At 33.5% G+C, this 24,660-nt stretch carries 21 protein-coding genes, 1 riboswitch and 1 other annotated feature (1 of these 23 running past the window's edge); of the genes, 13 read left to right on the top strand and 8 right to left on the bottom strand.

The genetic code is table 11. From position 1 onward, the window contains the following. Positions 1-34 (top strand) — a binding site (T-box leader) (it extends 170 nt beyond the left edge of the window). Between the two features lie 57 nt (positions 35-91). After that, positions 92-1,369, top strand: a complete 1,278-nt coding sequence (gene tyrS, locus C794_RS11745) for a tyrosine--tRNA ligase (RefSeq protein ID WP_017797331.1) — start codon at positions 92-94, stop codon at positions 1,367-1,369. Between the two features lie 382 nt (positions 1,370-1,751). After that, positions 1,752-3,395 carry an AMP-binding protein gene (locus C794_RS11740; protein ID WP_017797330.1) on the top strand — a complete coding sequence of 548 codons (1,644 nt, stop codon included), beginning with the start codon at positions 1,752-1,754 and terminating at the stop codon, positions 3,393-3,395. A 243-nt stretch (positions 3,396-3,638) separates the two neighbouring features. Here the strand turns inward: C794_RS11740 and C794_RS11735 are convergent, their stop codons facing one another. Genes C794_RS11735 through C794_RS11715 form a run of 5 tightly spaced genes read right to left on the bottom strand, consistent with a single transcriptional unit; the run spans position 3,639 to position 8,586 of the window. Continuing rightward, positions 3,639-5,000: a GntP family permease gene (locus C794_RS11735; protein ID WP_017797329.1), complete on the bottom strand. Its 1,362-nt coding sequence runs from the start codon at positions 4,998-5,000 to the stop codon at positions 3,639-3,641. Positions 5,001-5,041: 41 nt separating this feature from the next. Next, positions 5,042-6,190, bottom strand: coding sequence for a galactonate dehydratase (dgoD, locus tag C794_RS11730; protein WP_017797328.1), 1,149 nt, complete (start codon positions 6,188-6,190; stop codon positions 5,042-5,044). Between the two features lie 4 nt (positions 6,191-6,194). Further along, entirely contained in the window at positions 6,195-6,839 is a 645-nt protein-coding gene (locus tag C794_RS11725; RefSeq protein WP_017797327.1) for a bifunctional 4-hydroxy-2-oxoglutarate aldolase/2-dehydro-3-deoxy-phosphogluconate aldolase, read from the bottom strand. 28 nt (positions 6,840-6,867) lie between these two features. Then, positions 6,868-7,821: a sugar kinase gene (locus C794_RS11720; RefSeq protein WP_017797326.1), complete on the bottom strand. Its 954-nt coding sequence runs from the start codon at positions 7,819-7,821 to the stop codon at positions 6,868-6,870. Between the two features lie 18 nt (positions 7,822-7,839). Further along, a complete protein-coding gene (locus C794_RS11715; protein ID WP_017797325.1) occupies positions 7,840-8,586 on the bottom strand; it encodes an IclR family transcriptional regulator in 747 nt (248 codons plus the stop codon). 186 nt (positions 8,587-8,772) lie between these two features. Here C794_RS11715 and C794_RS11710 point away from each other — a divergent pair, with 186 nt between their 5' ends. From C794_RS11710 to C794_RS11675, 8 genes are all read left to right on the top strand, one after another. Then, positions 8,773-9,540 carry an SDR family NAD(P)-dependent oxidoreductase gene (locus C794_RS11710; protein WP_017797324.1) on the top strand — a complete coding sequence of 256 codons (768 nt, stop codon included), beginning with the start codon at positions 8,773-8,775 and terminating at the stop codon, positions 9,538-9,540. A gap of 74 nt (positions 9,541-9,614) precedes the next feature. Then, positions 9,615-9,661: riboswitch (PreQ1 riboswitch) on the top strand. Positions 9,662-9,727: 66 nt separating this feature from the next. Then, the gene (gene queF / locus C794_RS11705; RefSeq protein WP_017797323.1) at positions 9,728-10,225 is read left to right on the top strand and encodes a preQ(1) synthase; all 498 of its coding nucleotides are present in this window, start codon (positions 9,728-9,730) and stop codon (positions 10,223-10,225) included. A 49-nt stretch (positions 10,226-10,274) separates the two neighbouring features. Beyond that, positions 10,275-10,910 (top strand): queuosine precursor transporter, encoded by a 636-nt coding sequence (locus tag C794_RS11700; RefSeq protein ID WP_017797322.1) that lies wholly within the window; start codon positions 10,275-10,277, stop codon positions 10,908-10,910. A gap of 304 nt (positions 10,911-11,214) precedes the next feature. Next, positions 11,215-12,291, top strand: a complete 1,077-nt coding sequence (gene chvE, locus C794_RS11695) for a multiple monosaccharide ABC transporter substrate-binding protein (RefSeq protein ID WP_017797321.1) — start codon at positions 11,215-11,217, stop codon at positions 12,289-12,291. A gap of 64 nt (positions 12,292-12,355) precedes the next feature. Beyond that, positions 12,356-13,891 (top strand): multiple monosaccharide ABC transporter ATP-binding protein, encoded by a 1,536-nt coding sequence (gene mmsA / locus C794_RS11690; protein ID WP_026133796.1) that lies wholly within the window; start codon positions 12,356-12,358, stop codon positions 13,889-13,891. A 1-nt stretch (position 13,892) separates the two neighbouring features. After that, positions 13,893-15,047, top strand: a complete 1,155-nt coding sequence (mmsB, locus tag C794_RS11685; protein ID WP_017797319.1) for a multiple monosaccharide ABC transporter permease — start codon at positions 13,893-13,895, stop codon at positions 15,045-15,047. 119 nt (positions 15,048-15,166) lie between these two features. Then, the gene (locus tag C794_RS11680) at positions 15,167-16,201 is read left to right on the top strand and encodes an aldose epimerase family protein (protein WP_017797318.1); all 1,035 of its coding nucleotides are present in this window, start codon (positions 15,167-15,169) and stop codon (positions 16,199-16,201) included. A 142-nt stretch (positions 16,202-16,343) separates the two neighbouring features. Further along, on the top strand, positions 16,344-17,048 hold the full coding sequence (locus tag C794_RS11675) for a hypothetical protein (RefSeq protein WP_139136324.1): 705 nt from the start codon (positions 16,344-16,346) through the stop codon (positions 17,046-17,048). A gap of 380 nt (positions 17,049-17,428) precedes the next feature. Here the strand turns inward: C794_RS11675 and C794_RS11670 are convergent, their stop codons facing one another. Together C794_RS11670 and rpsD are read right to left on the bottom strand one after the other, a co-directional pair. Next, the gene (locus C794_RS11670; RefSeq protein WP_017797316.1) at positions 17,429-18,280 is read right to left on the bottom strand and encodes an MBL fold metallo-hydrolase; all 852 of its coding nucleotides are present in this window, start codon (positions 18,278-18,280) and stop codon (positions 17,429-17,431) included. A gap of 352 nt (positions 18,281-18,632) precedes the next feature. After that, positions 18,633-19,235, bottom strand: a complete 603-nt coding sequence (gene rpsD, locus C794_RS11665; RefSeq protein WP_017797315.1) for a 30S ribosomal protein S4 — start codon at positions 19,233-19,235, stop codon at positions 18,633-18,635. Between the two features lie 353 nt (positions 19,236-19,588). On the opposite strand from rpsD, the gene C794_RS11660 reads away from it, so the two are divergent. Further along, positions 19,589-21,373, top strand: coding sequence for a sensor domain-containing diguanylate cyclase (locus tag C794_RS11660; protein ID WP_017797314.1), 1,785 nt, complete (start codon positions 19,589-19,591; stop codon positions 21,371-21,373). 154 nt (positions 21,374-21,527) lie between these two features. On the opposite strand, the gene C794_RS11655 is transcribed toward C794_RS11660, so the two are convergent. Beyond that, the gene (locus C794_RS11655; protein ID WP_017797313.1) at positions 21,528-22,010 is read right to left on the bottom strand and encodes a GAF domain-containing protein; all 483 of its coding nucleotides are present in this window, start codon (positions 22,008-22,010) and stop codon (positions 21,528-21,530) included. 127 nt (positions 22,011-22,137) lie between these two features. On the opposite strand from C794_RS11655, the gene refZ reads away from it, so the two are divergent. Then, positions 22,138-22,791, top strand: a complete 654-nt coding sequence (gene refZ, locus C794_RS11650) for a forespore capture DNA-binding protein RefZ (RefSeq protein WP_051042518.1) — start codon at positions 22,138-22,140, stop codon at positions 22,789-22,791. Between the two features lie 148 nt (positions 22,792-22,939). Further along, positions 22,940-24,634: a septation ring formation regulator EzrA gene (gene ezrA / locus C794_RS11645; RefSeq protein ID WP_017797311.1), complete on the top strand. Its 1,695-nt coding sequence runs from the start codon at positions 22,940-22,942 to the stop codon at positions 24,632-24,634. Positions 24,635-24,660 lie beyond the last annotated feature (26 nt).

The following is a 24,660-nucleotide window of genomic DNA, read 5'->3' as shown; positions in this document are numbered from 1 at the left end:
AAGGGTGGTACCGCGAATTCAACTCGTCCCTTCCATTTCAGGAAGAGACGAGTTTTTTATTTGAAAAATATAAATTTTGGAGTGTGATTACATGGATATTTTACAAGATTTAGAAAGCAGAGGTTTGATTCATCAAACTACAGATCGTGAAGGATTAAAGAAACATTTACAAGATAATCAAGTAACATTATATTGTGGATTTGACCCAACGGCAGATAGTTTGCATATTGGACATTTAGTACCTTTAACGATGTTGAAACGATTCCAGCAAGCAGGTCATAAACCAATTGCCCTTGTTGGAGGCGGAACAGGGATGATTGGTGATCCTAGTGGTCGATCAAGTGAAAGGAGTTTAAACGCTCCAGAAGTGGTAAATGGATTCACTTCGAAACTTCAACAACAAATTGCTAAATTGGTTGATATGGAAAGTAACTCAAGCGAAAATGCGGTAGTAGCACGTAATAATCATGACTGGTTAGGTAATATGACAATAATTGATTTTCTACGTGATGCAGGGAAGCATTTTGGTATAAATTATATGTTAGCAAAAGAATCTGTATCAGCACGAATTGAACAAGGTATTACCTTTACAGAATTTAGTTACATGATTTTACAATCATTGGATTACTTAAAACTTTATGAAGAGGAAAACTGTACCTTACAGATTGGTGGAAGTGATCAGTGGGGGAATATTACTGCAGGTATGGAACTCATCCGCCGTTCACGTGAAAACCATGATGAGAATATTGAAGTATTCGGTTTGACAGTGCCACTAATAACAAAAGCAGACGGAACAAAATTTGGTAAAACAGCTGGAAATGCTATTTGGCTTGATGCAGCAAAAACTTCACCATACGAGTTTTATCAATTTTGGTATAATACGGATGATCGTGATGTTATTCGTTTTATACGTTACTTTACTTTCTTATCTGTAGAAGAAATTGCTGAACTTGAAAAAGAAGTAGAAACACAACCTGAAAAACGTGTTGCTCAAAAACGTTTAGCAGAAGAAATGACGAAAACCGTTCATGATGAAGCTGCATTAGAACAAGCGAAGCGTATTACAAATGCATTGTTCAATGGGGATATTAAACAGTTAAATGTTGGAGAAGTAGAACAAGCGTTTAAAGATGTACCAAATCATATTATTACACGTGAACCTATTGGTTTAATTGATTTACTCGTCGATTCGAAAATATCATCATCAAAACGACAAGCACGTGAAGATGTTAAAAATGGAGCGATTTACATTAATGGTGACCGCGTGCAGGAAATGGATTACCATGTGGATGAAAAGGACCATTTAGGAAGTAAATTCACTGTTATTCGTAGAGGGAAGAAAAAGTATTTTCTTCTTCAAGTACAATAATATTAAAGATTGGATGGGACATAACAATATTACTCATGAGAGTATTTGTTTTGTCCTGTCTTTATTATTAATGTTCGGATTGTAGAAAAAATCCATAAGGAAAAGAGATTTTCTTTTTCTTATTAGTTATAGTCGTACCTGCTTAAATTTTTTACCTAGTAACTTATTATGAGATTGATTAGAGTGTTTATTTTATCTTTTTATGATTAAGTTGATAATAATTAAGATATTTCAGAAAACTAATTGGATAGAGAGAATATCTATGATAAAATAATGCAAAAGTTCATTAATTCATATTTGAGGAGGGATTTATATAAAATTGTAAGCGGTTACTTTTAATGCTTGATTGAATTATATGAAGTTATAAAAAGGAGAAGATGTTATGACAGAATTAATTCATAAAACAGTAGGACAATTACTTCAAGACCGTGCTGATGAAATGCCAGGACAAGAGGCTGTTGTATATTCAGATCGTGGATTACGATACACATATAAAGAATTTAATCATCTATGTGAGAAGGTTGCAAGAGGGATAATGGCTTTGTCGATTGGAAAAGGGGAACACGTAGCTGTATGGGGTACAAATACTCCTGAATGGTTAACGCTTCAATATGCAACTGGAAAAATGGGTGCAGTTCTTGTTACGGTAAACACGAGCTACCGTGCAAATGAATTAGAATATTTACTTAAGCAATCTGATTCTACAACTCTATTTTTGATAGAAAATTATCGGGATCACTCTTATATTGATACTTTATATGAAATTTGTCCAGAATTACATGAATCAGAACCAGGTGAATTGAAATCTGAACGATTACCCCTTTTAAAGAACGTTGTAATTATGGGGGAAAAAAGGTATCCAGGAACTTTCCTTTGGAATGATATTATTGAGAAGGCAGTAGAAATTACACATGAGGAATTAGTTACCCAATCTCAAAACCTCGATCCAAATGATGTTATTAATATGCAATATACATCAGGAACAACAGGTTTTCCAAAAGGCGTGATGTTAACACATAGAAATCTCACAAATAACGGATATAATATAGCTTCCTGTATGAGATTGACTGCAGAAGATCGGTTATGTATACCTGTACCATTTTTTCATTGTTTTGGATGTGTTATTGGTACATTAGCAGCGGTTAGTGTAGGAGCAACTATGATACCTATCCAAGAATTTGAACCGGAGCAAGTTTTACAAACGGTAGAGAAGGAAAATGTTACAGCGCTTCATGGTGTGCCTACAATGTTCATTGCTGAATTAAATCATCCAAACTTTGAACAATATAATTTAAGTACACTACGAACAGGAGTAATGGCAGGCTCTAATTGTCCAGTGGAAGTAATGAAAAATGTAATGAATAAAATGAATATGACTGAGATAACCATTTGTTATGGACAAACAGAATCATCACCAGTAATTACACAAACAAGAACAAATGATCCTATCGAGCTGCGAGTAGAATCAGTTGGTAAGGCATTACCAAACATAGAAGTCAAAATCATAGATCCAGCTACAAATGAGGAAGTACCACGTTATACACAAGGGGAGCTCTGTACAAGAGGATATCACGTAATGAGAGGTTATTATAAAAACCTCGAAGCCACTCAACGAACAATAGATGAAGAAGGATGGCTACATACGGGTGACCTCGCAGTAATGGACGAAAATGGTTATTGTAAAATAACTGGAAGATTGAAAGATATGATTATTCGTGGTGGAGAAAATATTTATCCTCGTGAAATTGAAGAATTATTATATAAACATCCGAAAATACTAGATGCACAGGTTGTTGGTGTACCACATGAAAAATTTGGAGAAGAAGTTCATGCTTGGATTATCTTAAAGGAGGGTGTGGTTAGCTCATCTGATGAGATAAGAGAGTTTTGTAATGGGCAAATTTCGAAGTACAAAATTCCTAAACATATCTTTATTACAGATGAGTATCCAATGACTGCTTCAGGAAAGATTCAAAAATTTAAGTTACGTGAAAAATCGTTAAAGGAAGTTGAAAAAAACATATAAAAATAGCATTGTAAAATTACTAATTACATTTGAAAGTTAGTAGAGGTTGGGACAAAAATCATTTATTCATGAATGGTTTTAACCCTGCTTCAGAATATACTACGCTTTCCAGGAGCAGCTGGTAGGCTCCGTTTGTTAACGCAATCTGGGGTCTACGTATATTTCTTGCGCTTATTCTTATTATCATCCGTCATTTCATAAAATTTTTTGCTCTATTCCAACCTACTACTATATTTTTATATGCTAGACAAAGAAGCTGATTGCAAATACAACTGCAAATCCAACAAAACCAATGATAGTTTCCATTACTGTCCATGTTTGTAGTGTTTGCTTTTCTGTCATCCCGAAAAATCTGTTAACTAACCAGAATCCAGAATCATTCACATGTGAGAACACTGTAGCACCACTCGCTATGGATATTACAATTAACCCTAACATAGGTTCAGAGACTTCCATCAAATTAATAATCGGTGACATTAACCCAGCAGCAGTAATCATTGCAACTGTAGCTGAACCTTGGGCAATCCGTACAAATGTTGAAATAATAAACGCTGCTAATACTAATGGAAGGTTTGATGTCGCTAACATATTACCTAATACGTCACCTACACCACTATCAATTAAAGTTTGTTTAAAAACTCCACCTGCACCAGTAATAAGTATAATAATACCTGCAGGTTCTAATGATTTCGTAGCAATATTTTGTACTTCTTCTTTAGTGTATCCTCTTTTTGTACCCAAAATATAGAAGGTTAATAGGGTAGATATAGTTAACGCGATAAATGGATGTCCGATAAATGTAAGGAATGAATGTACAAACGTTCCTTCTTCTAATATTAACCCAAATACAGTGTTAATTAGTATTAAAAAGAGTGGAATTAATATTAATAGACATACAGTTTTAAAACTTGGTAATTCTCGGTTTGTTTTTTCTACCTCATTTTCAAGATATTCTTTATCTACAATATACTTGGGAACTTCTAAATGAATTTTTTTAGAAATATATTTACCAAATATTGGTCCTGCTATAATCATCGCTGGCAAACCTGCTATAGCACCAAATAAAATTACCCATCCTAAATCGGCGTTTATTATAGAAGCGACCGATATTGGTCCAGGAGTAGGTGGTATGAAACTATGAGTAACGGCTAGCCCTGCAAGTAAAGGTATACCAAAATATAATAATGATTTTTTAGTTTTTTGAGCTAAACTGTACACAATTGGTATTAAGATTACCAGAGCAACATCAAGAAAAACTGGAATTGCTACAATAAACCCTGTTAAACCAAGTGCCCATTGAACTTTTCCATCACCAAATTTATTAACTAAAGTTAATGCTAAACGTTCTGCTCCTCCAGAAACTCGAAGCATTTCACCGAACATAGCTCCTAGACCAACTACAACTGCAATGAAACCTAAGGTTCCTCCCATGCCTTCTTCCATGGTAGCTATAAGATCATTTAAGTCCATTCCCGATAAAACACCTATAAAGATACTAGAAATAAGTAATGCAACAAAAGCTTGGAGCTTTGACCGCATAACCAAGAACAGTAACAGGGCTATACCTAGTATCGTAACCAAAATCAACATAGTAGTATTTGACATAAGTAATCCTCCTTTGTAATCAAAATTTTAAATATTAAATACTACCATTCTGCAATTGAGCCGTCTTTGTGTCTCCAAATTGGATTACGCCAGTTCTCTGTATCATTTGCTTTCTCTATAACATATTCTTCATTTACTTCAATACCTAATCCAGGTCCATCTGGGATGGTGACATAGCCATTTTCGTAAGTGAAAACATCTTTATCAACAATATAGTCTAATAAATCGTTTCCTACGTTATAATGTATTCCTAGACTTTGCTCTTGAATAAACGCATTATGCGAGGAAGCGTCGACTTGTAAGCATGCTGCAAGAGCAATTGGCCCTAATGGACAATGTGGAGCTACTGCAACGTCATAAGCTTCTGCCATTGAAAAGATTTTTTTCGCTTCTGTAATTCCACCTGCATGAGATAGATCTGGTTGAATTATGTCTACATATCCATCTGATAAAAGCTTTTTGAAATCCCAGCGAGAGAACATTCTCTCACCTGTTGCAATTGGAGTAGTTACATGATTAGCAATATCTCTCAATGCTTCATTATTTTCTGGAAGTACGGGTTCCTCGATAAACATTGGTCTAAATTGCTCTAATTCTTTTGCTAAAATTTTTGCCATCGGCTTATGGACACGTCCGTGAAAATCAATCCCAATTCCAATATAAGGACCAACCGATTCTCTGACAGCAGCAATCCTTTCTATAACTGCATCAATCTTTTGATGGGAGTCAATATATTGTAGTTCTTCTGTCCCGTTCATTTTTATTGCTTGGAAACCTCTATCTACTACTTCTTTAGCAGCTGCTCCAACATCTGAAGGTCTGTCTCCCCCAATCCAAGAATATACTTTTATTGAATCTCTACAGGCTCCACCTAGTAACTGGTGGATAGGTGCATTGAAGAATTTTCCTTTAATATCCCATAATGCCTGGTCAATTCCAGCAATAGCACTCATTAAAATTGGGCCGCCTCGATAAAAACCGGAGCGGTACATTAGATTCCAATGATCTTCAATTCTTTGAGGATCTTTGCCAATCAAATTTTCCATAAGTTCTATAACTGCCGCTTTCACTGTAGATGCTCTACCTTCAATAACTGGTTCTCCCCAACCTACAATTCCTTCATCTGTTTCTATTTTTAAAAACAACCATCGAGGTGGTACCTGATATATTTTATAATCTGTTATTTTCATATGATCAACTCCAATTTATAACGTTTTCATTTTTGATTGTAAATTGCTTTGCATTGTTTGTTACTTGATCTAAGAATTCATCTGTGACTTTTATCGTATTAGGTACTAAGGAACTGCCTAATCCTACTCCAATCGCACCTTTTTTAATGAATTCGTTTACATTTTCGACATTTACACCTCCTGTAGGAAGTAATTTTATATGTGGTAAAGGACCATGAATATCTTTAACATAATTTGGTCCTAATGAGGATGCTGGAAAAACTTTAACAATATCTGCTCCTGCCTCTACGGCGGTTAATATTTCAGTAGGAGTAAAAGCAGCGGGTATGCTAATCACGCCATATCTTTTAGTCGCTTTAATTGTTTCTACATCCAATGTTGGAGATATTATAAATTTTGCTCCAGCTTTTATTGCTAACACAGCCGATTCGGAGTCAAGTACGGTTCCTGCACCGATAAGAACATCCTTTTCTAAGTGTGAATGTAATGCACCTATTGTATCTAAAGCATTATCACTATTAAGAGTAACTTCGAGTAATCTAATTCCACCTTCATATAGAGCTTTTGCTATTTTAATAGTTTCATTAGTATTGTAACCACGTATAATAGCAATTAGCTTTTCTGTTTCGACTCGTTTTAAAATATCCATAGCAATATCCTCCTTCTTATCACTAAAATTAACGACTTACATCTTCGCTCGAAGATAGACTGGACAAACGTTCAAAGTGAGACCTATCTGGAAACCCTTCATAATCTCCTACATAAGTTGTAGCATATCCACCAGTGATACATGCGCGTTTTACTGCTTCATTAACACTTAATTCATCAATTAGCCCCGATAATAGACCAGCTGCAAATGCATCTCCAGCACCAACAGGATCTTTCACTTGTTTTACTGGAAAACTAGGGACATGATCACTTTGATCACTTGTACAATAATAGGCTCCTGTTTCACCGAGTTTGACAACAACTAACTCTGCACCTAACTCCATACATTTTTCACCTATTTCTTCTGGGTCATTACTATCGAATAAAAATTGACCTTCACTAATTCCTGGTAAGACAATATTGGACAACTTTAATATATCGAGTAATGTTTCCCTCGCTTCTATTTCTGACCAGAGTTTTTTACGAATATTTGGATCGAAGACAATTTTTACACCATTTTTTTTAGCCATGTTTATTGCTGTAAAAATAGTTTGTTTACAACTTTCACTAATCGCTGGAGTAATTCCAGTTATAAAAAGATAAGAAGCTAAAGAAATATAACTTTCGTCAAGTAGATTAGGATTCATTTGGCTAGCTGCTGAATGTTCGCGATAATAATAAACATGAACATCGGACTCGTTAATAATTTCTTTTAGAAATAATCCAGTTTGATGACTCGAATCAAATTCAATAAAAGTGGTATCTACACCTTCTCCTCGTAATTCTTTTAATACCATCGCGCCCAATTCATCGTCACCTAATCTACTTATAAAACCAGTACTATGGCCCAGTCTACTTAATCCGATTAATGTATTGGTTTCTGTACCAGCTACACGTGGTTCAAAGGAGGATGTCTGTCTAATAAGTCCATTCCTATTTGGGGTTAGTGATATCATTGTTTCTCCGATTCCAATAACATCCAATTTTCCGTACTCCTTTCTTTATACATATCCCATCCCATTAGAAATAAGTTGGGCTGTTTTTTTAAGATTTGTAATAGTAGATTCTTTTTGCTTTATCATTCTATCTTTTGGTCCTGCAACACTTATAGCTGCTAAAAGCTGTCTCTGACTATCGAATATTGGAGCAGCTAAACAGTACAAGCCATCTTCATTTTCTTCATCATCAACGCTATATCCTTGTTTTTGAAACAATTGCAGTTGATCTTCTAATTGAGTTCTATCAGTAATTGTATTTGCAGTGATTTTCTTTAAGGTAATGCGATTTAATAATTCATTTTTTTCCCTTTCAGGCATAAAAGATAAGAACGTCTTACCAAGTCCAGTACAATATATTGGCTTTTTATATCCAGGTTGTGCAGTCGTGCGTATTGATCTGTCAGCATCCATTTTTGCAATATATACTAGCTCATCTTTAGATAACATTGCCATAAACACAGTCTCTTTAACCGCTTTCATAAGATTGGTTAAATAAGGTTTTGCTACCGTATGTATATTTAATGATTCTAAAGCACTTGTTCCTAATGGTATTAACTTTTCACCTAAATAATATAGTTTCATACCATCTTGTCGAACGTATCCTTCGTTATGTAATGTTTTTAAAAGGTTAAACGTACTACTTTGTGGCAATTCTAACTTGTCGCCAATATTTTTAATTGATAACCCATCTGTATATCTTGCTAATAAGTCTAGAATGTCTAATGCGCGTTTGGCAGATTTTACAGACATACTATCACCTCCTTTAATTCACATATATGAATCTTCATCACATATGTAATTTTGTTGAATATACCATACTTTATTTAACTAGTAAAGAATATTTTTAATTAATATAAATTGGATACTTAATAAGCATATTGTATTCGAATTAGTTAAAACTATAATAAAATCTAGTTTGTTAAAGGAGTTAAAGATATGTTCAAAGATAAAGTTGTATTAATTACCGGAGGTGCCGGAGGGATAGGTTTAGAGGTGGCAAAAGCATATGCTCGTGAAGGAGCAAAATTGGCACTAGTAGATCTTAAAAATGAAGCATTAGAGAAGGCTGCTAATGAAATTGATACTCAAGAAATTCTATTAATTACAGCAAATGTTGGAAAAGAAGAAGATGTACAAAATTATGTGGATATAACAAAAGAAAAATATGGAATGATAGACATATTTATTAATAATGCAGGAATCAATGGTCAATTTAATAACATCACAGAACAAACAAAAGAGAATTTTAGTAATGTATTTGACGTTAATGTTATGGGTGTATTTTTTGGAATGAAGTATGTACTACAAGTAATGAAAGAACAAAAATCTGGTGTAGTTATTAACACTGCGTCTAATGGTGGATTATTAGGAGCTCCTGGTATGAGTGCATATGTTGCTTCTAAACATGCTGTAATTGGATTAAATAAAACAGCGGCACTAGAAATGGCGGAGCATGGTGTGCGCGTCAATGCGGTTGCACCTTCAGGAGTTAACACAGAAATGATGCGAAGTATTGAGAAGAATGCAATGGGTGATAAGGCAGAAGAAGCTAGAGCTCAATTCGAAGCATCTGTACCGATGAATCGTTATGCGACAGCTGAGGAGATAGCGAACCTTATGTTATTCTTATCTTCAGATAAAGCTTCATTTATTAGTGGTTCCTATTATCGAATCGATGGTGGTCAAGGGGCGACATCCGTATAAGTAAGATGAAAATATTAAGATTGACATAAACACTAATAATACTTATAATCATTGTTTGTACACCAAACATAATTTTGGTAGAGGTTCTTAGCTTCAACCCTCTATAAAAAACTAAGGACAAACAATGATTATTCAAGTCATGTTCCTTAGGGGCATGGCTTTTTTTATGGAAAAGGAGGTAATAATTATGGCAGGTAGAGATGAAAATGAACTTCAGGATGTTCAGTTATTAGGAAGTCAAGGAACTACATATGATTTTAATTATACACCGGAAGTGTTAGAGGTTTTTGAGAACAAACATCCACTACGTGACTACTTTGTTAAATTTAATTGTCCAGAATTCACTACGTTATGTCCAAAAACAAATCAGCCTGATTTTGGAACGATTTATATTAGTTATATTCCAGATATTAAAATGGTAGAGAGTAAATCATTGAAATTGTATTTGTTTAGTTTTAGGAATCACGGGGATTTCCATGAGGACTGTATAAATATTATTATGAATGATTTGATTGATCTAATGAATCCAAGATACATAGAGGTTCGAGGGAAATTTACTCCACGTGGTGGTATTTCTATTGATCCATATTGTAATTATGGTAGACCAGGAACAAAATTTGAGAAAATGGCGGACCAACGACTTATCCAACATGATATGTATCCAGAAAATATAGATAATCGATAGAGGGGAAAAGTAAGATCCTCTAACCTAATATAAAGGGGAAGAGGACAGGATGTATATTCATTTTAGTGCAATCTTTGTAGGTTTGTTATTGCTATCAAATATTCTTTCAGTAAAGTTATTTGAAATGGGAAGTTTTATACTTCCAAGTGCTGCTATCGTTTATGTTATTACATACTTAATGACAGATGTTATTGGTGAGGTTTATGGTAAGGCTGCAGCAAGAAAAACGGTGCTAGCTGGGTTTCTGACACAAATAATTGCTATGGTATTTATCTACATTTCTATACAATTACCACCGGCTCCAGATTTTCATGCACAAGCCGAATTTGAACAAATCTTAGGTGGAAGCTTTCGACTTATATTTGCTAGCTTAACTTCTTATGTAATAAGTCAAAATTTAAGTGTGTCTATATTTCATTGGTTTAAACATAAGCATGGTAAGAAAAAATTATGGTTACGAAATAATTTAGCAACAATGTCAAGTCAATTCATAGACACTGTATTATTTATTACGATTGCATTTTTGGGGATAGTACCCACAAACGTACTGCTAGGTATGATCGTTTCGCAATATATTTGGAAATGTCTAGTCGCATTATTGGATACTCCATTTGCTTATATTTTGGTTAAATGGACTAGAAAATACGAGGGCAACAGTCCAGACCATGTGATAAAGCCTTCTTAATTTACTTCAAGTCATGTATTCATAGCTTGTATTTTCATATACCTTAATTGATATTCATATAAAACAGAGAAGAGTAAAAAAGAGCCAATTCTTATGAATTGGCTCTTTTTTACTAATTTTGTGAATTTACTTAAGATATTTTGAATATCCTATAATAAATGTACGTACAAGAGATAAATAATTATTTCTTATACGAACGTTATTATTACTATCGCACAAAATAGATTGAATATGCTTTTTACATGAGTGTGGTATGTCTGTGTTTACTTATTTGTTTGCGATAGAAAAAAGAAAGGGGATCAAAATGAAAAGGTTTATATTTTTGATGTGTGCTTTTTTAGTTAGTGTCTTATTGGTCGGGTGTAGCGAAGATTCGAGTGGTGCAAGTGATTCAAAAACGGTTGGAATCGCAATGCCAACTAAGTCTTCGGAGAGATGGGTGTACGATGGGGACAATATGAAAGCAGAATTTGAAGAGTTAGGTTATGAAGTTGATCTTCAATATGCCGAAGACGTAGTAGAGAATCAAGTATCTCAGATTGAAAATATGATTACAAAAGGTGTAGATATTTTAGTAATCGCTTCCATTGATGGAGAAGCTATCACTGATGTATTAACACAGGCAGAAAACATGGATATCCCTGTTATTGCTTATGATCGATTAATTATGAATAGTGATCATGTTAGTTACTATGCAACATTTGATAACTTTCAAGTAGGAGTATTACAAGCTCAATATATAGAAGAATCTCTCGGTTTAGCAGATGGGGAAGGGCCGTTTAACATTGAATTATTTGCAGGTTCACCTGATGACAATAATGCATACTTTTTTTGGGATGGTGCATTGTCGATATTGCAACCGTATATAGACAATGGTCAATTAGTAGTTCAAAGTGGTCAGACAGATTTTGAACAAGGTGCTACTCTAAGATGGGATGGATCAAAGGCGCAAGAACGAATGGATAACTTATTGAGTGCTAATTATTCCAGTGAAAAAGTTGATGTAGTACTTTCGCCATTCGATGGAATTAGTAGAGGAGTTATTTCATCGTTAAAAGCAGTAGGGTATGGGAGTGGTGATAAACCAATGCCTATAGTTACTGGACAAGATGCTGAGTTAGCTTCCGTTAAATCAATCATTGCAGGAGAGCAGACACAAACTGTATTCAAAGATACCAGAGAATTGGCAAAGAAAGCAGTTGAAATGGCAGATTCTGTTTTAAGTGATGAGGAGCCTGAAATTAATGATACAGAAACTTATGATAATGGCAATAAAGTAGTTCCTTCTTATCTTCTCGAACCCATTTCTGTGGATATAGATAATTATGAACAGGAATTAATAGAGACTGAATATTATTCTGAAGATGAAGTAAGTAATTAATCTAAAAAGATGATTTAGCGTATTTTCATGCTAAATCATCTTTTTGTAAGGATGTGTGTACATGTTGGATAATTATATATTGGAAATGAGAGGTATTGAGAAAACTTTCCCAGGTGTGAAGGCGCTTAATAATGTAAATCTAAAGGTAGAGTCAGGAGAGATTCATGCATTAATTGGAGAAAATGGAGCCGGAAAGTCCACATTAATGAAGGTGCTAAGTGGTGTGCATCCATATGGAAGTTATGGAGGAGATATTGTATTTCAAAATACTAAATGTGAATTTAAAAATATTAACCAAAGCGAAGCATTAGGGATTGTTATTATACATCAAGAGCTTGCTTTAATTCCTGAGCTTTCTATTGCAGAGAATATATTTTTAGGAAATGAACGAAGTAACAAAGGAATCATTAATTGGAATGAGACTATATTAAAAACAAGGAAACTCCTATCTAAAGTTGGACTGAGAATCAATCCGGAAGAAAAAATTAAAAATATAGGAGTAGGTCAACAACAATTAGTAGAAATTGCAAAAGCGTTATCAAAGGAAGTTAAATTACTTATTTTAGACGAACCAACTGCGGCCTTAAATGAAGAAGATAGTGAGAATCTACTAAACTTACTACTAGATTTTAAAAGACAAGGTATGACTTCAATTATGATATCTCATAAATTAAAAGAGTTATTGAAAATATCGGATAGCATAACTGTTTTACGAGATGGAGAAACCATTCAATCCTATAAGCACAAGGAGCAAAAAGTTAGTCAAACACAAATTATAAAAGACATGGTAGGAAGAAACTTAGAAAATTTGTTTCCAGATCGCACTTACAACATTAAGGATGATGTTGTTTTCGAAATTAAAAATTGGTCGATCAATCACCCCATAGACGTTGATAAGCAAATTTTAAATAATGTGAACTTATATGTGAAACGAGGAGAAATTGTTGGGATCGCAGGTCTTATGGGTGCAGGGCGGACAGAATTAGCAATGAGTGTATTCGGTAAATCCTACGGAAGGAACATCACCGGTCAACTTTTCAAAGATGGAAAAGAAGTTGTTTTTAATAATGTTACTGAAGCTGTTAAAAGTGGTGTAGCTTATGTATCTGAGGACCGAAAAGAATATGGATTGATATTGATTGATAACGTGAAGAACAATGTAACGTTAGCTAATCTACAGGAGCTCGCTAATTACTCAGTAATTGATAATCAAAAGGAGATTATTGAAGCAGAAAAACTTAAATTACAAATTAATATTAAGACTCCTACAATTGAACAAAAAGTCTTCAATTTGAGTGGTGGAAATCAACAAAAAGTTGTATTAGGAAAATGGATGTTTGCTCAACCAGATATTCTTATACTTGACGAACCAACCAGAGGTATTGATGTCGGTGCAAAATTTGAAATCTATAAGTTAATTAATGAACTTGCAGAACAAGGAAAAAGCATCATCATGATTTCTTCAGAATTACCAGAGTTAATTGGCATGTGCGACCGAATATATACATTATGCGAAGGTGAAATCACAGGGAATCTATCCAGGCAAGAGGCAGATCAAGAAACCTTAATGACTTATATGACACAAAATTGGGGGTCCTAAAATGGATATAGTGAAAAATTTAATTACAAATAATATTCGTAAGTTTGGAATGGTAATTGCTTTAGTCGGTATCATTATTCTATTTCAAATCTTAACGAATGGTATATTACTTACACCACTAAATATTACTAATATTATTATGCAAAATAGTTATATTATTGTATTAGCAATAGGGATGATGTTAGTGATTATTTCAGGAGAGATAGATTTATCGGTTGGTTCTGTTGCAGCTTTTGTAGGTGCGATAGCGGGAGTATTGTTAGTAACCCTTGATTTACCAGTGATTGTAGGTATTGTACTGTGCTTGCTTATCGGAGCTTTAATCGGTGCTTGGCAAGGTTTTTGGGTATCCTATGTGAATATTCCTTCCTTTATTGTAACGTTAGCTGGTATGCTTATTTTTAGGGGATTAACGCTTATTGTACTTGATGGAAGAACGATTGCTCCTTTCCCGGAAAATTTCCGATCATTAAGTTCTTCCTTTATACCGAATATATTTGCTACTGAAACGCACTTCTTAACCATTATAATAGGAGGGATATTATCTCTTATTTATGTTTTAAATGAAGTTAGAATCAGAAGAGCAAATGTAAAATATAATTTTGAGACGCTATCCTTCCCGTTATTCGTAAGTAAAATCTTTTTTATCTTAATTATTTTAAATCTATTTACCTTTGTTTTGGCACAATATGCAGGTATTCCATATGTGCTCATCATTTTATTACTTCTCATTTTTGGATATACTTTTGTCATGAATAAGACTGTCATAGGTCGTCATATTTATGCACTGGGAGGGAATATCAATGCCGCACAATTATCTGGTGTAAAAACAAAGAAGATGAAATTTCTTGTATTTGTGAATATGGGGGTACTTGCTGCATTATCAGGGTTAATCTTTGCAGGAAGATTGAACGCTGCAACGCCACAAGCAGGAAATTTATTCGAATTAGATGCCATTGCTGCCGCAGTAATCGGGGGAGCTTCGTTTACTGGAGGCGTAGGAACTATTTTCGGTGCCGTAATTGGTGCTTTAGTAATGGGGGTATTGAATAATGGCATGTCATTGATGGGGATAGGAATAGATTGGCAACAAGCTATAAAAGGTATGGTACTATTAGGCGCTGTAGCATTTGACGTGTTGAATAAGAATAAATAATAGATGAACGAAGGGACTCGAAATAAAGGAGTCTTTTCGTTCAGGTTGTGTAAAATAATGTAGTTAAACAATTAATCAGTATATAATGAAAAATAGATTACTAGTTTGGAGTGATAAATATGCAAATTCATGTAGAAAATGTACATAAAGATTGGAAACAATTTACAATGGTCAACGATGATGCAATGGAAGTATCTATACTAAATTTTGGAGGGATTATTACACGAATCATTACACCAGATAAACATGGAGATAGAGAAAATATTGTTGCGCGATATAACAATTTTGATGATTATATCAAAAATCCACTTTACCTCGGAGCGATTATTGGTAGAGTAGCAGGAAGAATACAACATGCAAGTTTTTCTATAGAAGACAAAGCTATTCATTTACAAGCCAATGAAGGTGATCATGTTCTGCACGGTGGTTCAAGTGGATTTCATCAAATTTTATGGGATGTAACAACTATTGAAGAATCGGATTATGTAGGGATTAAATTATCTCATACAAGTAAAGAAAAAGAAGGTGATTTTCCAGGTAATGTAAACGTAACGGTTACCTATTATTTGAATAATCAAAATGAATTATCAATTGAGTATAAAGCGATTAGTGATAAACAGACTCCGATTACATTAACGAACCATTCTTATTTTAATTTAAGTGGAAATTTAAAACAAACAATACATGAACATGAAATAACATTAGATAGTGATCATTTTTTGGAGTTAGATGAAGAACTAATTCCAACAGGAAAGATAATGGATGTAGATATGACACCGTTTGATTTTCGAAGTGGACATCGTCTCGGAATTGGTTTAAATCAAGATTTTTACCAAAATAAAATTGTCGGAGCAGGCTATGATCACTATTTTCTATTTAATCATGAGAAAAGGCATGTTGTGAATATTGTTGAACCTAGAAGTGGTAGACAACTCTTTATTTCAACCAATCAACCAGGGATGGTCATGTATACGTCAAACTCGGTAGATTCTAGTCAGCAATTTTATGAAGGTGAAGCAAAGAAACACATTGCCGTATGTTTTGAAACTCAAGGAAGCCCTGCATCATTACACCATGACAACCTTGATACCATTATTTTAGAGGCGAATCAACCTTATCAAAAAACTACAACATTTCAGTTTGGGATATTTTAAGTCACTAATTAAGTGATAAAACTACTTTTAAACGCATAACGTATAGGATAAGAATTACTTTTCTTATATGAGACATCTCTATAGAGGTGTCTTTTTCTTTTTGCAATATGCACTATTATCTGAAGAAGGAGCGAATGCTTTCGTGTCGAAATGGACAAATAAAGATTGGAAATGGCTGACTGGAATTCTTATAGCCATTATTATTTTGGCTTTTTCACTATGGCTAGTCGATTTTACTGTTGGTTTTGGAATTATTTCTAGTTCAGTTTCCATTGCTTTAGCAATAGTAGCTATATACATGTCGTTGCAGCAAAGTAAAGACAATCAAAAGATGTTAACTTCGGTAATAAATATGAGAAATGAAGTAATTAACCATATTAAAGATGTTGCGGTAAAAGTAGATAATATTACAATGATTGATATTACCGATTTGGTAGATGTACATAAAAAGTTGAACAGTATCGGAAAGATGGAAAAGAGTAATGGTAATGAATTTGATAGTAAAGGGAAGATAAAGCAGTTATCAGATGATGAAAACGAAAGAATAAAGCTTTATAAACAGTTTTTAAATTTTAATACTCTCGGAGGGGGAGCGCATTGGAATAGATATCAACTTAATATAAGCCTAGCAGAAAATGTAGATCAACAACAAACAATGAAAATTATTAGTAATCTTATAGTTAACGGTTTAAAAGGGGAATATATTTTGTACAATAAGGTTAATGCAAATGTATATGAATTTGTATTTGTATCTGATTTACCAGATATAATTCTAAAAAATAGCTGGATAGAAAATATAATAAATTATCAAGGTGTTAATGTTTTAGGATTTTTTCAGATTGATTAAGGACTGAGTGATAGTAGATCATGAATGATATGGGTGCTAACTAATTTTATACCCCCTATCTCTATAGTGAAAACATCTCAAAAACTTATTAGCAGAGAGTCGTTTAATATAAATTAAAGTAAAAGTGTTAGTCTGATAAGAGAACTTTATATAGATATATTTTAAGTAGAACAAAAGCCCTCACTAGTAGGGCTTTCTTTGTTATATTCTTTATTTTTTAGTGGGTTATCATAATAGAGAGGAGGATCTGATGGGAATTTAGGTGTTCTTCTCCAATAGACTGGCACATTTGAATTTTGTATTTGCCTTTTCCATCGTACCCCCTTAAAATGTTAAAACATAAATTTTCCTTCCTTTAGATTTCTGGTTATTTTTCTACTTTAGTGACTTTTTTTATCATCGACATATTGTCCGTAATCTGGAATAGCTAATTCATCAAAATTATTCACTAGCTCCTGTAACCCATTTGCAAGTTCTTCACCTTCTATAAAAGTACCATGGCCGGGTATAACTATGTTAGGCTTTAAAGAGTTAAGTTTTTTAACTGATTCCCGAGCAGTTAGCCAATCAGTTGTAAAGTATTTTGGTGGTCCGTTTATTTCTTTCTTTTGCGTTAATACATTATAAAAAGAATCTTGTTTAACCGTAATAAAAGCGTCCCCTGATATTAATACCCCATCTTTACTTCTATAAAGTGATACGTGCCCTGGAGAGTGCCCAGGTGTGTGAATCCATTTCCAATCAGTTAAATAAGGCACACTGTTATTTTCAGGTAAGGGATTAACTGCTGAACCTACGTCAATTGGTTCATTTGGGAATATAGGAGAGATTTTTGCTATAAAACCTCCTTCAACACTTGGGTCTGGCTTAGGGTAGCTTTTTTCTCCGGTTAGATAGGGTAGTTCAAGATGGTGTGCATATACAGGAACTTGCCATTGTTTTAATAAGTCAATCAATCCTCCAACATGGTCGAAATGACCATGAGTTAAAATAATTGCTTGAGGTTTTCTTCCAAAACGATGTTCAACAACTTTTTCGATCTCTGATGCCGATTCTGGCAACCCACTATCAATTAGGACCCAATTTTCTTCTGGTTTTCCAATGAAGCATATGTTTACAATTTGATCAGTGTAGTAATAGATATCAGGTTTAACTTCATTCCCAGTTCTACTCGAAATAGATGTCATAGGGATAAATTTTTTATCATTACTTTCGTGCATATTTTCATACATACTAAAATCCTCCTTGATACTAGCATTAAATAAAGTTAAAAATATATACACTGGTTTACAGTTAGGGTATATTTGGAGGTGTACTCTTTGGGAGTAAAAACAAAAGCCTCCATGTGGGAGGCTTTTGTTTCCTTTAAGTAATCATATTGTTACGGTTTTCATCACTATTCGGCGTTCTATGTGCAGGTTTCAAAACAGGTTTTTACCAAAAGCTTTTTTGCCCCCACAAGTACCCCAATTTAATAATATTAAATACCTTGTCTACAAACATGGAAACATACAAAAGCCCTAGAAACATTGATATATCAACGTTTCTAGGGCTTTTAATACTGTTTTTTATTAAGCGATTCAATTAACGAGAGTAGAACTCAACGATAAGTTGTTCGTTAATTTCAGCTGGAAGTTCAGAACGCTCAGGCAAGCGAGTGTAAGAACCTTCCATTTTGTCGGCATCAAAGCTAGTATATTCAGGTACAAAACTATTAGCTTCTAAAGCTTCTTTTACAACATCAAGGTTTTTAGACTTTTCACGAAGTCCAATAACTTGACCAGGCTTAACAGCGTAAGATGGGATATCTACACGTCCGCCATCAACAGTTATATGACCGTGATTTACAAGCTGACGAGCTTGTCTGCGAGTACGTGCGAGTCCTAAACGATAAACTAAGTTATCAAGACGAGATTCAAGAAGAATCATGAAGTTCTCACCATGAATACCTTTCATTTTTCCAGCTCTATCGAATAGAGTGCGGAATTGACGTTCGTTCAATCCATACATGAAGCGTAATTTTTGCTTCTCTTGCATTTGCAAGCCATATTCTGATAGTTTTCTGCGTTGGTTTGGTCCATGTTGACCAGGAGCGTAAGGGCGTTTATCTAATTCCTTACCAGTTCCAGTTAATGAAATGCCAAGACGACGGGATTTTTTCCATACGGATCCAGTATATCGTGCCATAGGTCATTTCCTCCTTTATATGTTTTATTGCATAAAATAAAACGAGCGTGATCGTTTCGTTGTCCATTTTGTTTTCATGTACCATCGCTCCAGCAGCAGAGAGTTACACGATACACCTTCTTATCATTTCGACAAGTAAGGAACAAAATGGGTGCAAGCGTCGATGCACTTAGGCTACCTAATTATTTTACACAAATTACAGTATATAATTTTTATATACCCATGTCAACAGTCATAAAAAAAGTAATAATTTCTTTGGTATAGGAAAAATTGACTAGTTGATGTATAATTATAGTAGAAAGGAATTGTTTTGTTGATGTTATTTTAAATAATCGTTAAGTTAGGGAGAAAAGGTGATTATTTTGCACGTTTCGAAGCAATCACGAGGTAAGTTTATAGAAAAACTATACCGTAATATGTCTGATTTTATTGAAAATAAGAATTTGAATTGGATACCTTCATTATTCGATACGATTGGAATGTATTTAAATTGTTCTAGTATTACTGTTTATGAATGGCAAGAAGAAGAATCTTGTTACTATTTACATTACCATTCTAATAATGATAAAGTGCCGCATGTATTAATGTCTAGTCATTTTGAAGTTATTGATGATAAGTCAACTAAAATGATTAAAATAGATTCATTAACAAATCCATGGATTATAATTATACATGATATGACGAACTCTAACATGGACAGGTTAAAAATCGAGGTTGTAAATATAGAAGTCAACAAATATCTTACTACTTTTTCATCAATATTAAATAGTATGCATATGCCTTTATTCAATAATCGTCTTTTGGAATTAAATAATGAATTATCTGGTTCGATTCACACTTCGTTTGTATTTCAGAAAATAACAGATGTTATACAATCAACGTTTCATAACATTAAAGTTTCTTATATGGTAACACAGGATTTTACGATTCCTGATCATATAAATGTAAAAATTATGGAGTGGAATGATGAAACTCTTAGTAGAGAAGTGAAACAAACATTTATGAATGGTCAAATACAATTTAATAGTGATAATTCAATCATTTATTTTCCTATTACTGGTAAACAAGGTAACTATGGGGTCATAGAAATACAAAGTGATGTCATATTGAAAATGAATAGCAATGAAAAGTATTTTTTAACTCAAGTTGCAAAAGTATGTGGTAATGCTTTAGAAACAGCTTTTTTATTACAACATTCCAGAAATAAAATTGACCAATTAACAATGATAAATCAAACGAGCAATCATTTTAATTCTAAGTTAGACTTTCGTGAAATTATTAATACATTAAAGAGTCAGTTTGCTTCTTATGCTTCAGATTCAACCTTTGCTATCTTGCCGTTAGATGGCAAATATGCAGGAACAAGTGTAGGTAATGATTTGTATTTTGAAAAAGAAGAAGGAATCATGTTTCTTTATAATCTGAAAATCTATACAAAAAATTATGAAGAAACGTTCTTCAGTGGGAATTTTAAGGAAAATGAGCCCGACTCTAATTTTCAGTCAGTTATTGCCGTTCCCATGAAACATGAAAACAGTTTAATTGGAATTGTATTTATCGGGCATAAAGAAGAATATCAATATGATTATCATCAATATAAATTAATGGAAAGTATGATTCAACATTCAGTAGTAGCTATTGCAAACACATTGCAAAAAGAACAACTTACAAAAGCATTAGCAGTGGACCATTTAACAGGACTATATTCAAGACAGTATTTAGAAGAAACTGTAAATAATCATATGAAAGAGGGAAATAAAGGCTCGTTAATTCTATTTGATATTGATGATTTCAAACAAGTAAATGACTCGTATGGACATTTAATTGGAGATCAAGTGTTAATTCAAGTTGCACAAGTACTACAAGAAGTAGTCAAAGATAAGTATATAGCAGCAAGGTGGGGAGGCGAAGAGCTCGCTATATATGCGCAGGAGACTTCATTACAAGAAGCAATAAGAATTTCCAGAGAAGCTTGTGACATTGTTGAACAAACAACCAATCCACGTGTAACTCTTTCTTCTGGAGTGTCATTTTGGTCTAGTGAAGAAAATGACAGCGCAAATACGATATGGCAAAGATCAGACAAAGCTTTGTACGAGGCGAAGGAACGCGGAAAGAATAAAGTGGTGTATAAATAGAAGTTGTTATATGCTAAAATTTTTAATAGACTCAACTACATAAAATGTTATAGTTAATAAAAATCGAACGATTATCCGAATCATTTATGTTTACGGATAATCGTTCAACTTTTTAATGTTTAATATACTTAAAACTAACAAAATACATTAAATTTTACTGTAGGTGTTTTGTTAAATGTAGTACAAATTTTTCTAGAAAATATTGATCTTCTTCATCAAAACGATTGTTAATCGGGCTATCTATATCAAGTACTCCATAGATTTGATTATCAAAAGTGATAGGCACTACGATTTCTGAATTGGTGGCACCGTCACAGGCAATGTGACCAGGAAAAGCATGCACATCATTAACTCGTTGTGTCTGCTGTTCTGAGACAGCTGTACCACATACTCCTTTTCCATAAGGAATGCGGATGCATGCTGGTAAGCCTTGAAAAGGTCCAAGAATGAGCTCGTTTTCTTCCCAAAGATAAAAGCCAACCCAATTTACTTCGGTTAAGAATTGGTTTAATAATGCAGAGGCATTTGATAATAATGCTACATTATTTTTTTCGCCTTCAGATAATGCATCGAGTTGTTTGATTAGTAGCTCGTAATCTTTTGTTTTTTCACCAGAATAATTTTTATGTTCAAACATATATATCCCCCTAACATGGTTTTACAGCGGTTGACAAATGGTGACAGTCGTAGTTTTTTTGTCGAGAATTTATTGAAGGAATTTCATCATTAACTGTCGTAATTGATTAATAAGGAGCTGAATTATGATGAAAAATAACCTAACAAAACAAAAAGTTGTTGACGCCGCTTCGTCATTGTTCTTTCAAAAAGGTTTTCATGGAACCTCGGTTCGAGACATAGCAGACAAGGCTGCTGTCAATGTATCATTGATAAGCTATTACTTTAATGGAAAGCAAGGGCTTTTAGAATATGCTGTTACAGCATATTATGAAGCGTACTTACAAAGTGTAGAATCAGCACTAGAAGAAGTAGCACCATTGAGTCCCAAGGAACAGTTGCATCAATTAATTTTTACTATTATACATTATAAGCAATCCTATCATCAATTAACGTGCTTTATTCAACGAGAACTTTCTTTAGATTCGGTATTTGTTAGAGAAATGGCTGTTACTTATTTGGCAAAAGAGAACTATTATATACAGAAAACCTTTTATGATGCTCTTTCTAATAAGATGCATCCTGATGAAAAAACGTATCTATTAATGCAACTAAAAGGTATGTTAATTACACCATATATATTGCATAGTGAGTGGAAAGATCAAATTATTGGTGAATATTCTCATCAACAGTTTATAAAAAAATATGTGAGAACGATTCAAAAATGGTTGGATTTTGTACTGGATAATAAAAATGATAAAGATTTTATACATTCAGGTAATAAATCTTCGCAAAAATCGTGACGAATCCGCAATAAATTTGCATTTTTTTAGCCAAAAATGCAAATTACATGGTATCATAAAGGAAATATAGTTACGTATACTCAATTTTAATAAAAATGATAAAAATAGATTGTATTGATTTGTAGGTATTCTGGTTGGGAGGCATATTATGGTTTTCGTCATCAGCGTCATTTTAGCAATTATTGTAATATTAACCGTTGGACTTATTCTAAGAAAACGAATTTATGACAAAGTAGACCATCAAGAAAAGTGGAAAATGGATATTATGGCAAGGGATGTAGCACAACAAATTAGTAAAATAAAAAGCCTTAATTTGTCCGGAGAAACACAAGAAAAATTTGAACTTTGGAAAGGTCGATGGGAGCATATCATTACGAAAGAACTTCCAGACATTGAAGATCATTTATTTGATGCAGAAGACGCAGCTGATAAATTTAGAATGAGAAGAGCGAACAATATCCTATCTGAAGGAGACCAGAAACTCCAAAATATTGAAGTTCAAATAGAAGAAATACTTGAGGAATTGGATGAATTGTTAAGCTCTGAAAAAACTAGCAGAGAAGAGGTTGCCCAAATTGTTCCTACAATTAAGCTTCTTCGTAAATCACTTTCGCAATCGAGATATCAATATGGAAAAGCAGAGAAAATTTTTGATAAAAAGTTAGATGATTTTGATGCTCAGCTAGCTACATATGAAGAAAATGTTGAATCTGGAGATTATTTAGAGGCAAGTAGACTTATACAAATTTTAAAAGAAGAAATTATTGAGTTTGAAAACAAAATGGAGCAATTTCCAGAAATTTTAAGACGATGTAAGCAGGATTTACCATCTCAATTAGAACAAGTCTTGTCAGGTATTCAGGAGATGAAAGGTAACGGTTATCGCGTAAAACATTTTGGATTTGATAAAGAAATTATTACATACCAAGAACACCTTAAGAAATTACAACAGCAGTTGGAAGAAGGTGATATTACTGATGTTTCCTCTAAATTAGATGATATAGAAGAGCGTATTACCGAAATGTATGAATCTCTTGAAGGAGAGGCTATTGCTAAAAATTATTTAGAACAGCGTATTCCAGAGTATCAAAAATCCGTTAGTGAAATTGCCGCTACTTATGATGAGACAAAATTAGAAGTCGAAGAACTAAAGAAAGCTTATTTTGTAGAGAATAATGACATGGAACGATTCTTTACTGTTGGAAAAACTATTTCTACATTAAGAGAACAATTAAAAGAACTTCAAAAAGATATGGATGATGATCAAAAATCACATTCTGATTTACAAAATATAGTTGAAGATGGATTTAATAAAATTGTTCAATTAGAAGAACAGCATGAAGAATTTAAAAAATCAATTGAGAACCTAAGAAAAGATGAAATGGAAGCGAGAGAAAAGCTTATAGAGATGCGTAAACAGCTTTATGAGTTGAATAGGAAGCTGAAAAAGAGTAATATACCAGGTGTACCAGGATTTATTTGGACAAGATTTGAAACGGCTTCTGCTAAAAACAGTCAAGTAGTAGATGCTTTAGAAGATTATCCATTAGATATTGCAAAAGTACAACATGCATTATCTGAAGCAAAACAAGCAGTTGATCAGACACATGAGCAAATAGATATAATGCTTGACCAAGCTTATCTAACGGAACAAGTTATTCAGTATGCGAACCGTTATCGAAGTCAGCACACAGTTTTAAATGGTAAATTAAAAGAGGCAGAACGATTATTCCGTAATTATGAATATGAATTATCTTTAGAGCATGCTGCGAAAGCAGTAGAAGAAATTGAACCTGGAGCATTAAAGCGAATTGAAGAGAATCAACTAACCTTGAATAGATAGATATAATAAAGGCTGTCATTAAGAGA

The organism is Oceanobacillus kimchii X50, from assembly GCF_000340475.1.
GTDB classification, from domain to species: domain Bacteria; phylum Bacillota; class Bacilli; order Bacillales; family Amphibacillaceae; genus Oceanobacillus; species Oceanobacillus kimchii.
Note: the sequence above shows the minus strand (reverse complement) of the source record. Positions and strands in the feature narration are given on the sequence as shown.

What these genes read in the sequence shown, in the direction of transcription:
- tyrS (WP_017797331.1), top strand. Translation starts at nt 92, where the DNA reads ATGGATATTTTACAAGATTTAGAAAGCAGAGGTTTGATTCATCAAACT.
- C794_RS11740 (WP_017797330.1), top strand. Translation starts at nt 1,752, where the DNA reads ATGACAGAATTAATTCATAAAACAGTAGGACAATTACTTCAAGACCGT.
- C794_RS11735 (WP_017797329.1), bottom strand. Translation starts at nt 5,000, where the DNA reads ATGTCAAATACTACTATGTTGATTTTGGTTACGATACTAGGTATAGCC.
- dgoD (WP_017797328.1), bottom strand. Translation starts at nt 6,190, where the DNA reads ATGAAAATAACAGATTATAAAATATATCAGGTACCACCTCGATGGTTG.
- C794_RS11725 (WP_017797327.1), bottom strand. Translation starts at nt 6,839, where the DNA reads ATGGATATTTTAAAACGAGTCGAAACAGAAAAGCTAATTGCTATTATA.
- C794_RS11715 (WP_017797325.1), bottom strand. Translation starts at nt 8,586, where the DNA reads ATGTCTGTAAAATCTGCCAAACGCGCATTAGACATTCTAGACTTATTA.
- C794_RS11710 (WP_017797324.1), top strand. Translation starts at nt 8,773, where the DNA reads ATGTTCAAAGATAAAGTTGTATTAATTACCGGAGGTGCCGGAGGGATA.
- queF (WP_017797323.1), top strand. Translation starts at nt 9,728, where the DNA reads ATGGCAGGTAGAGATGAAAATGAACTTCAGGATGTTCAGTTATTAGGA.
- C794_RS11700 (WP_017797322.1), top strand. Translation starts at nt 10,275, where the DNA reads ATGTATATTCATTTTAGTGCAATCTTTGTAGGTTTGTTATTGCTATCA.
- chvE (WP_017797321.1), top strand. Translation starts at nt 11,215, where the DNA reads ATGAAAAGGTTTATATTTTTGATGTGTGCTTTTTTAGTTAGTGTCTTA.
- mmsB (WP_017797319.1), top strand. Translation starts at nt 13,893, where the DNA reads ATGGATATAGTGAAAAATTTAATTACAAATAATATTCGTAAGTTTGGA.
- C794_RS11680 (WP_017797318.1), top strand. Translation starts at nt 15,167, where the DNA reads ATGCAAATTCATGTAGAAAATGTACATAAAGATTGGAAACAATTTACA.
- C794_RS11670 (WP_017797316.1), bottom strand. Translation starts at nt 18,280, where the DNA reads ATGTATGAAAATATGCACGAAAGTAATGATAAAAAATTTATCCCTATG.
- rpsD (WP_017797315.1), bottom strand. Translation starts at nt 19,235, where the DNA reads ATGGCACGATATACTGGATCCGTATGGAAAAAATCCCGTCGTCTTGGC.
- C794_RS11655 (WP_017797313.1), bottom strand. Translation starts at nt 22,010, where the DNA reads ATGTTTGAACATAAAAATTATTCTGGTGAAAAAACAAAAGATTACGAG.
- refZ (WP_051042518.1), top strand. Translation starts at nt 22,138, where the DNA reads ATGAAAAATAACCTAACAAAACAAAAAGTTGTTGACGCCGCTTCGTCA.
- ezrA (WP_017797311.1), top strand. Translation starts at nt 22,940, where the DNA reads ATGGTTTTCGTCATCAGCGTCATTTTAGCAATTATTGTAATATTAACC.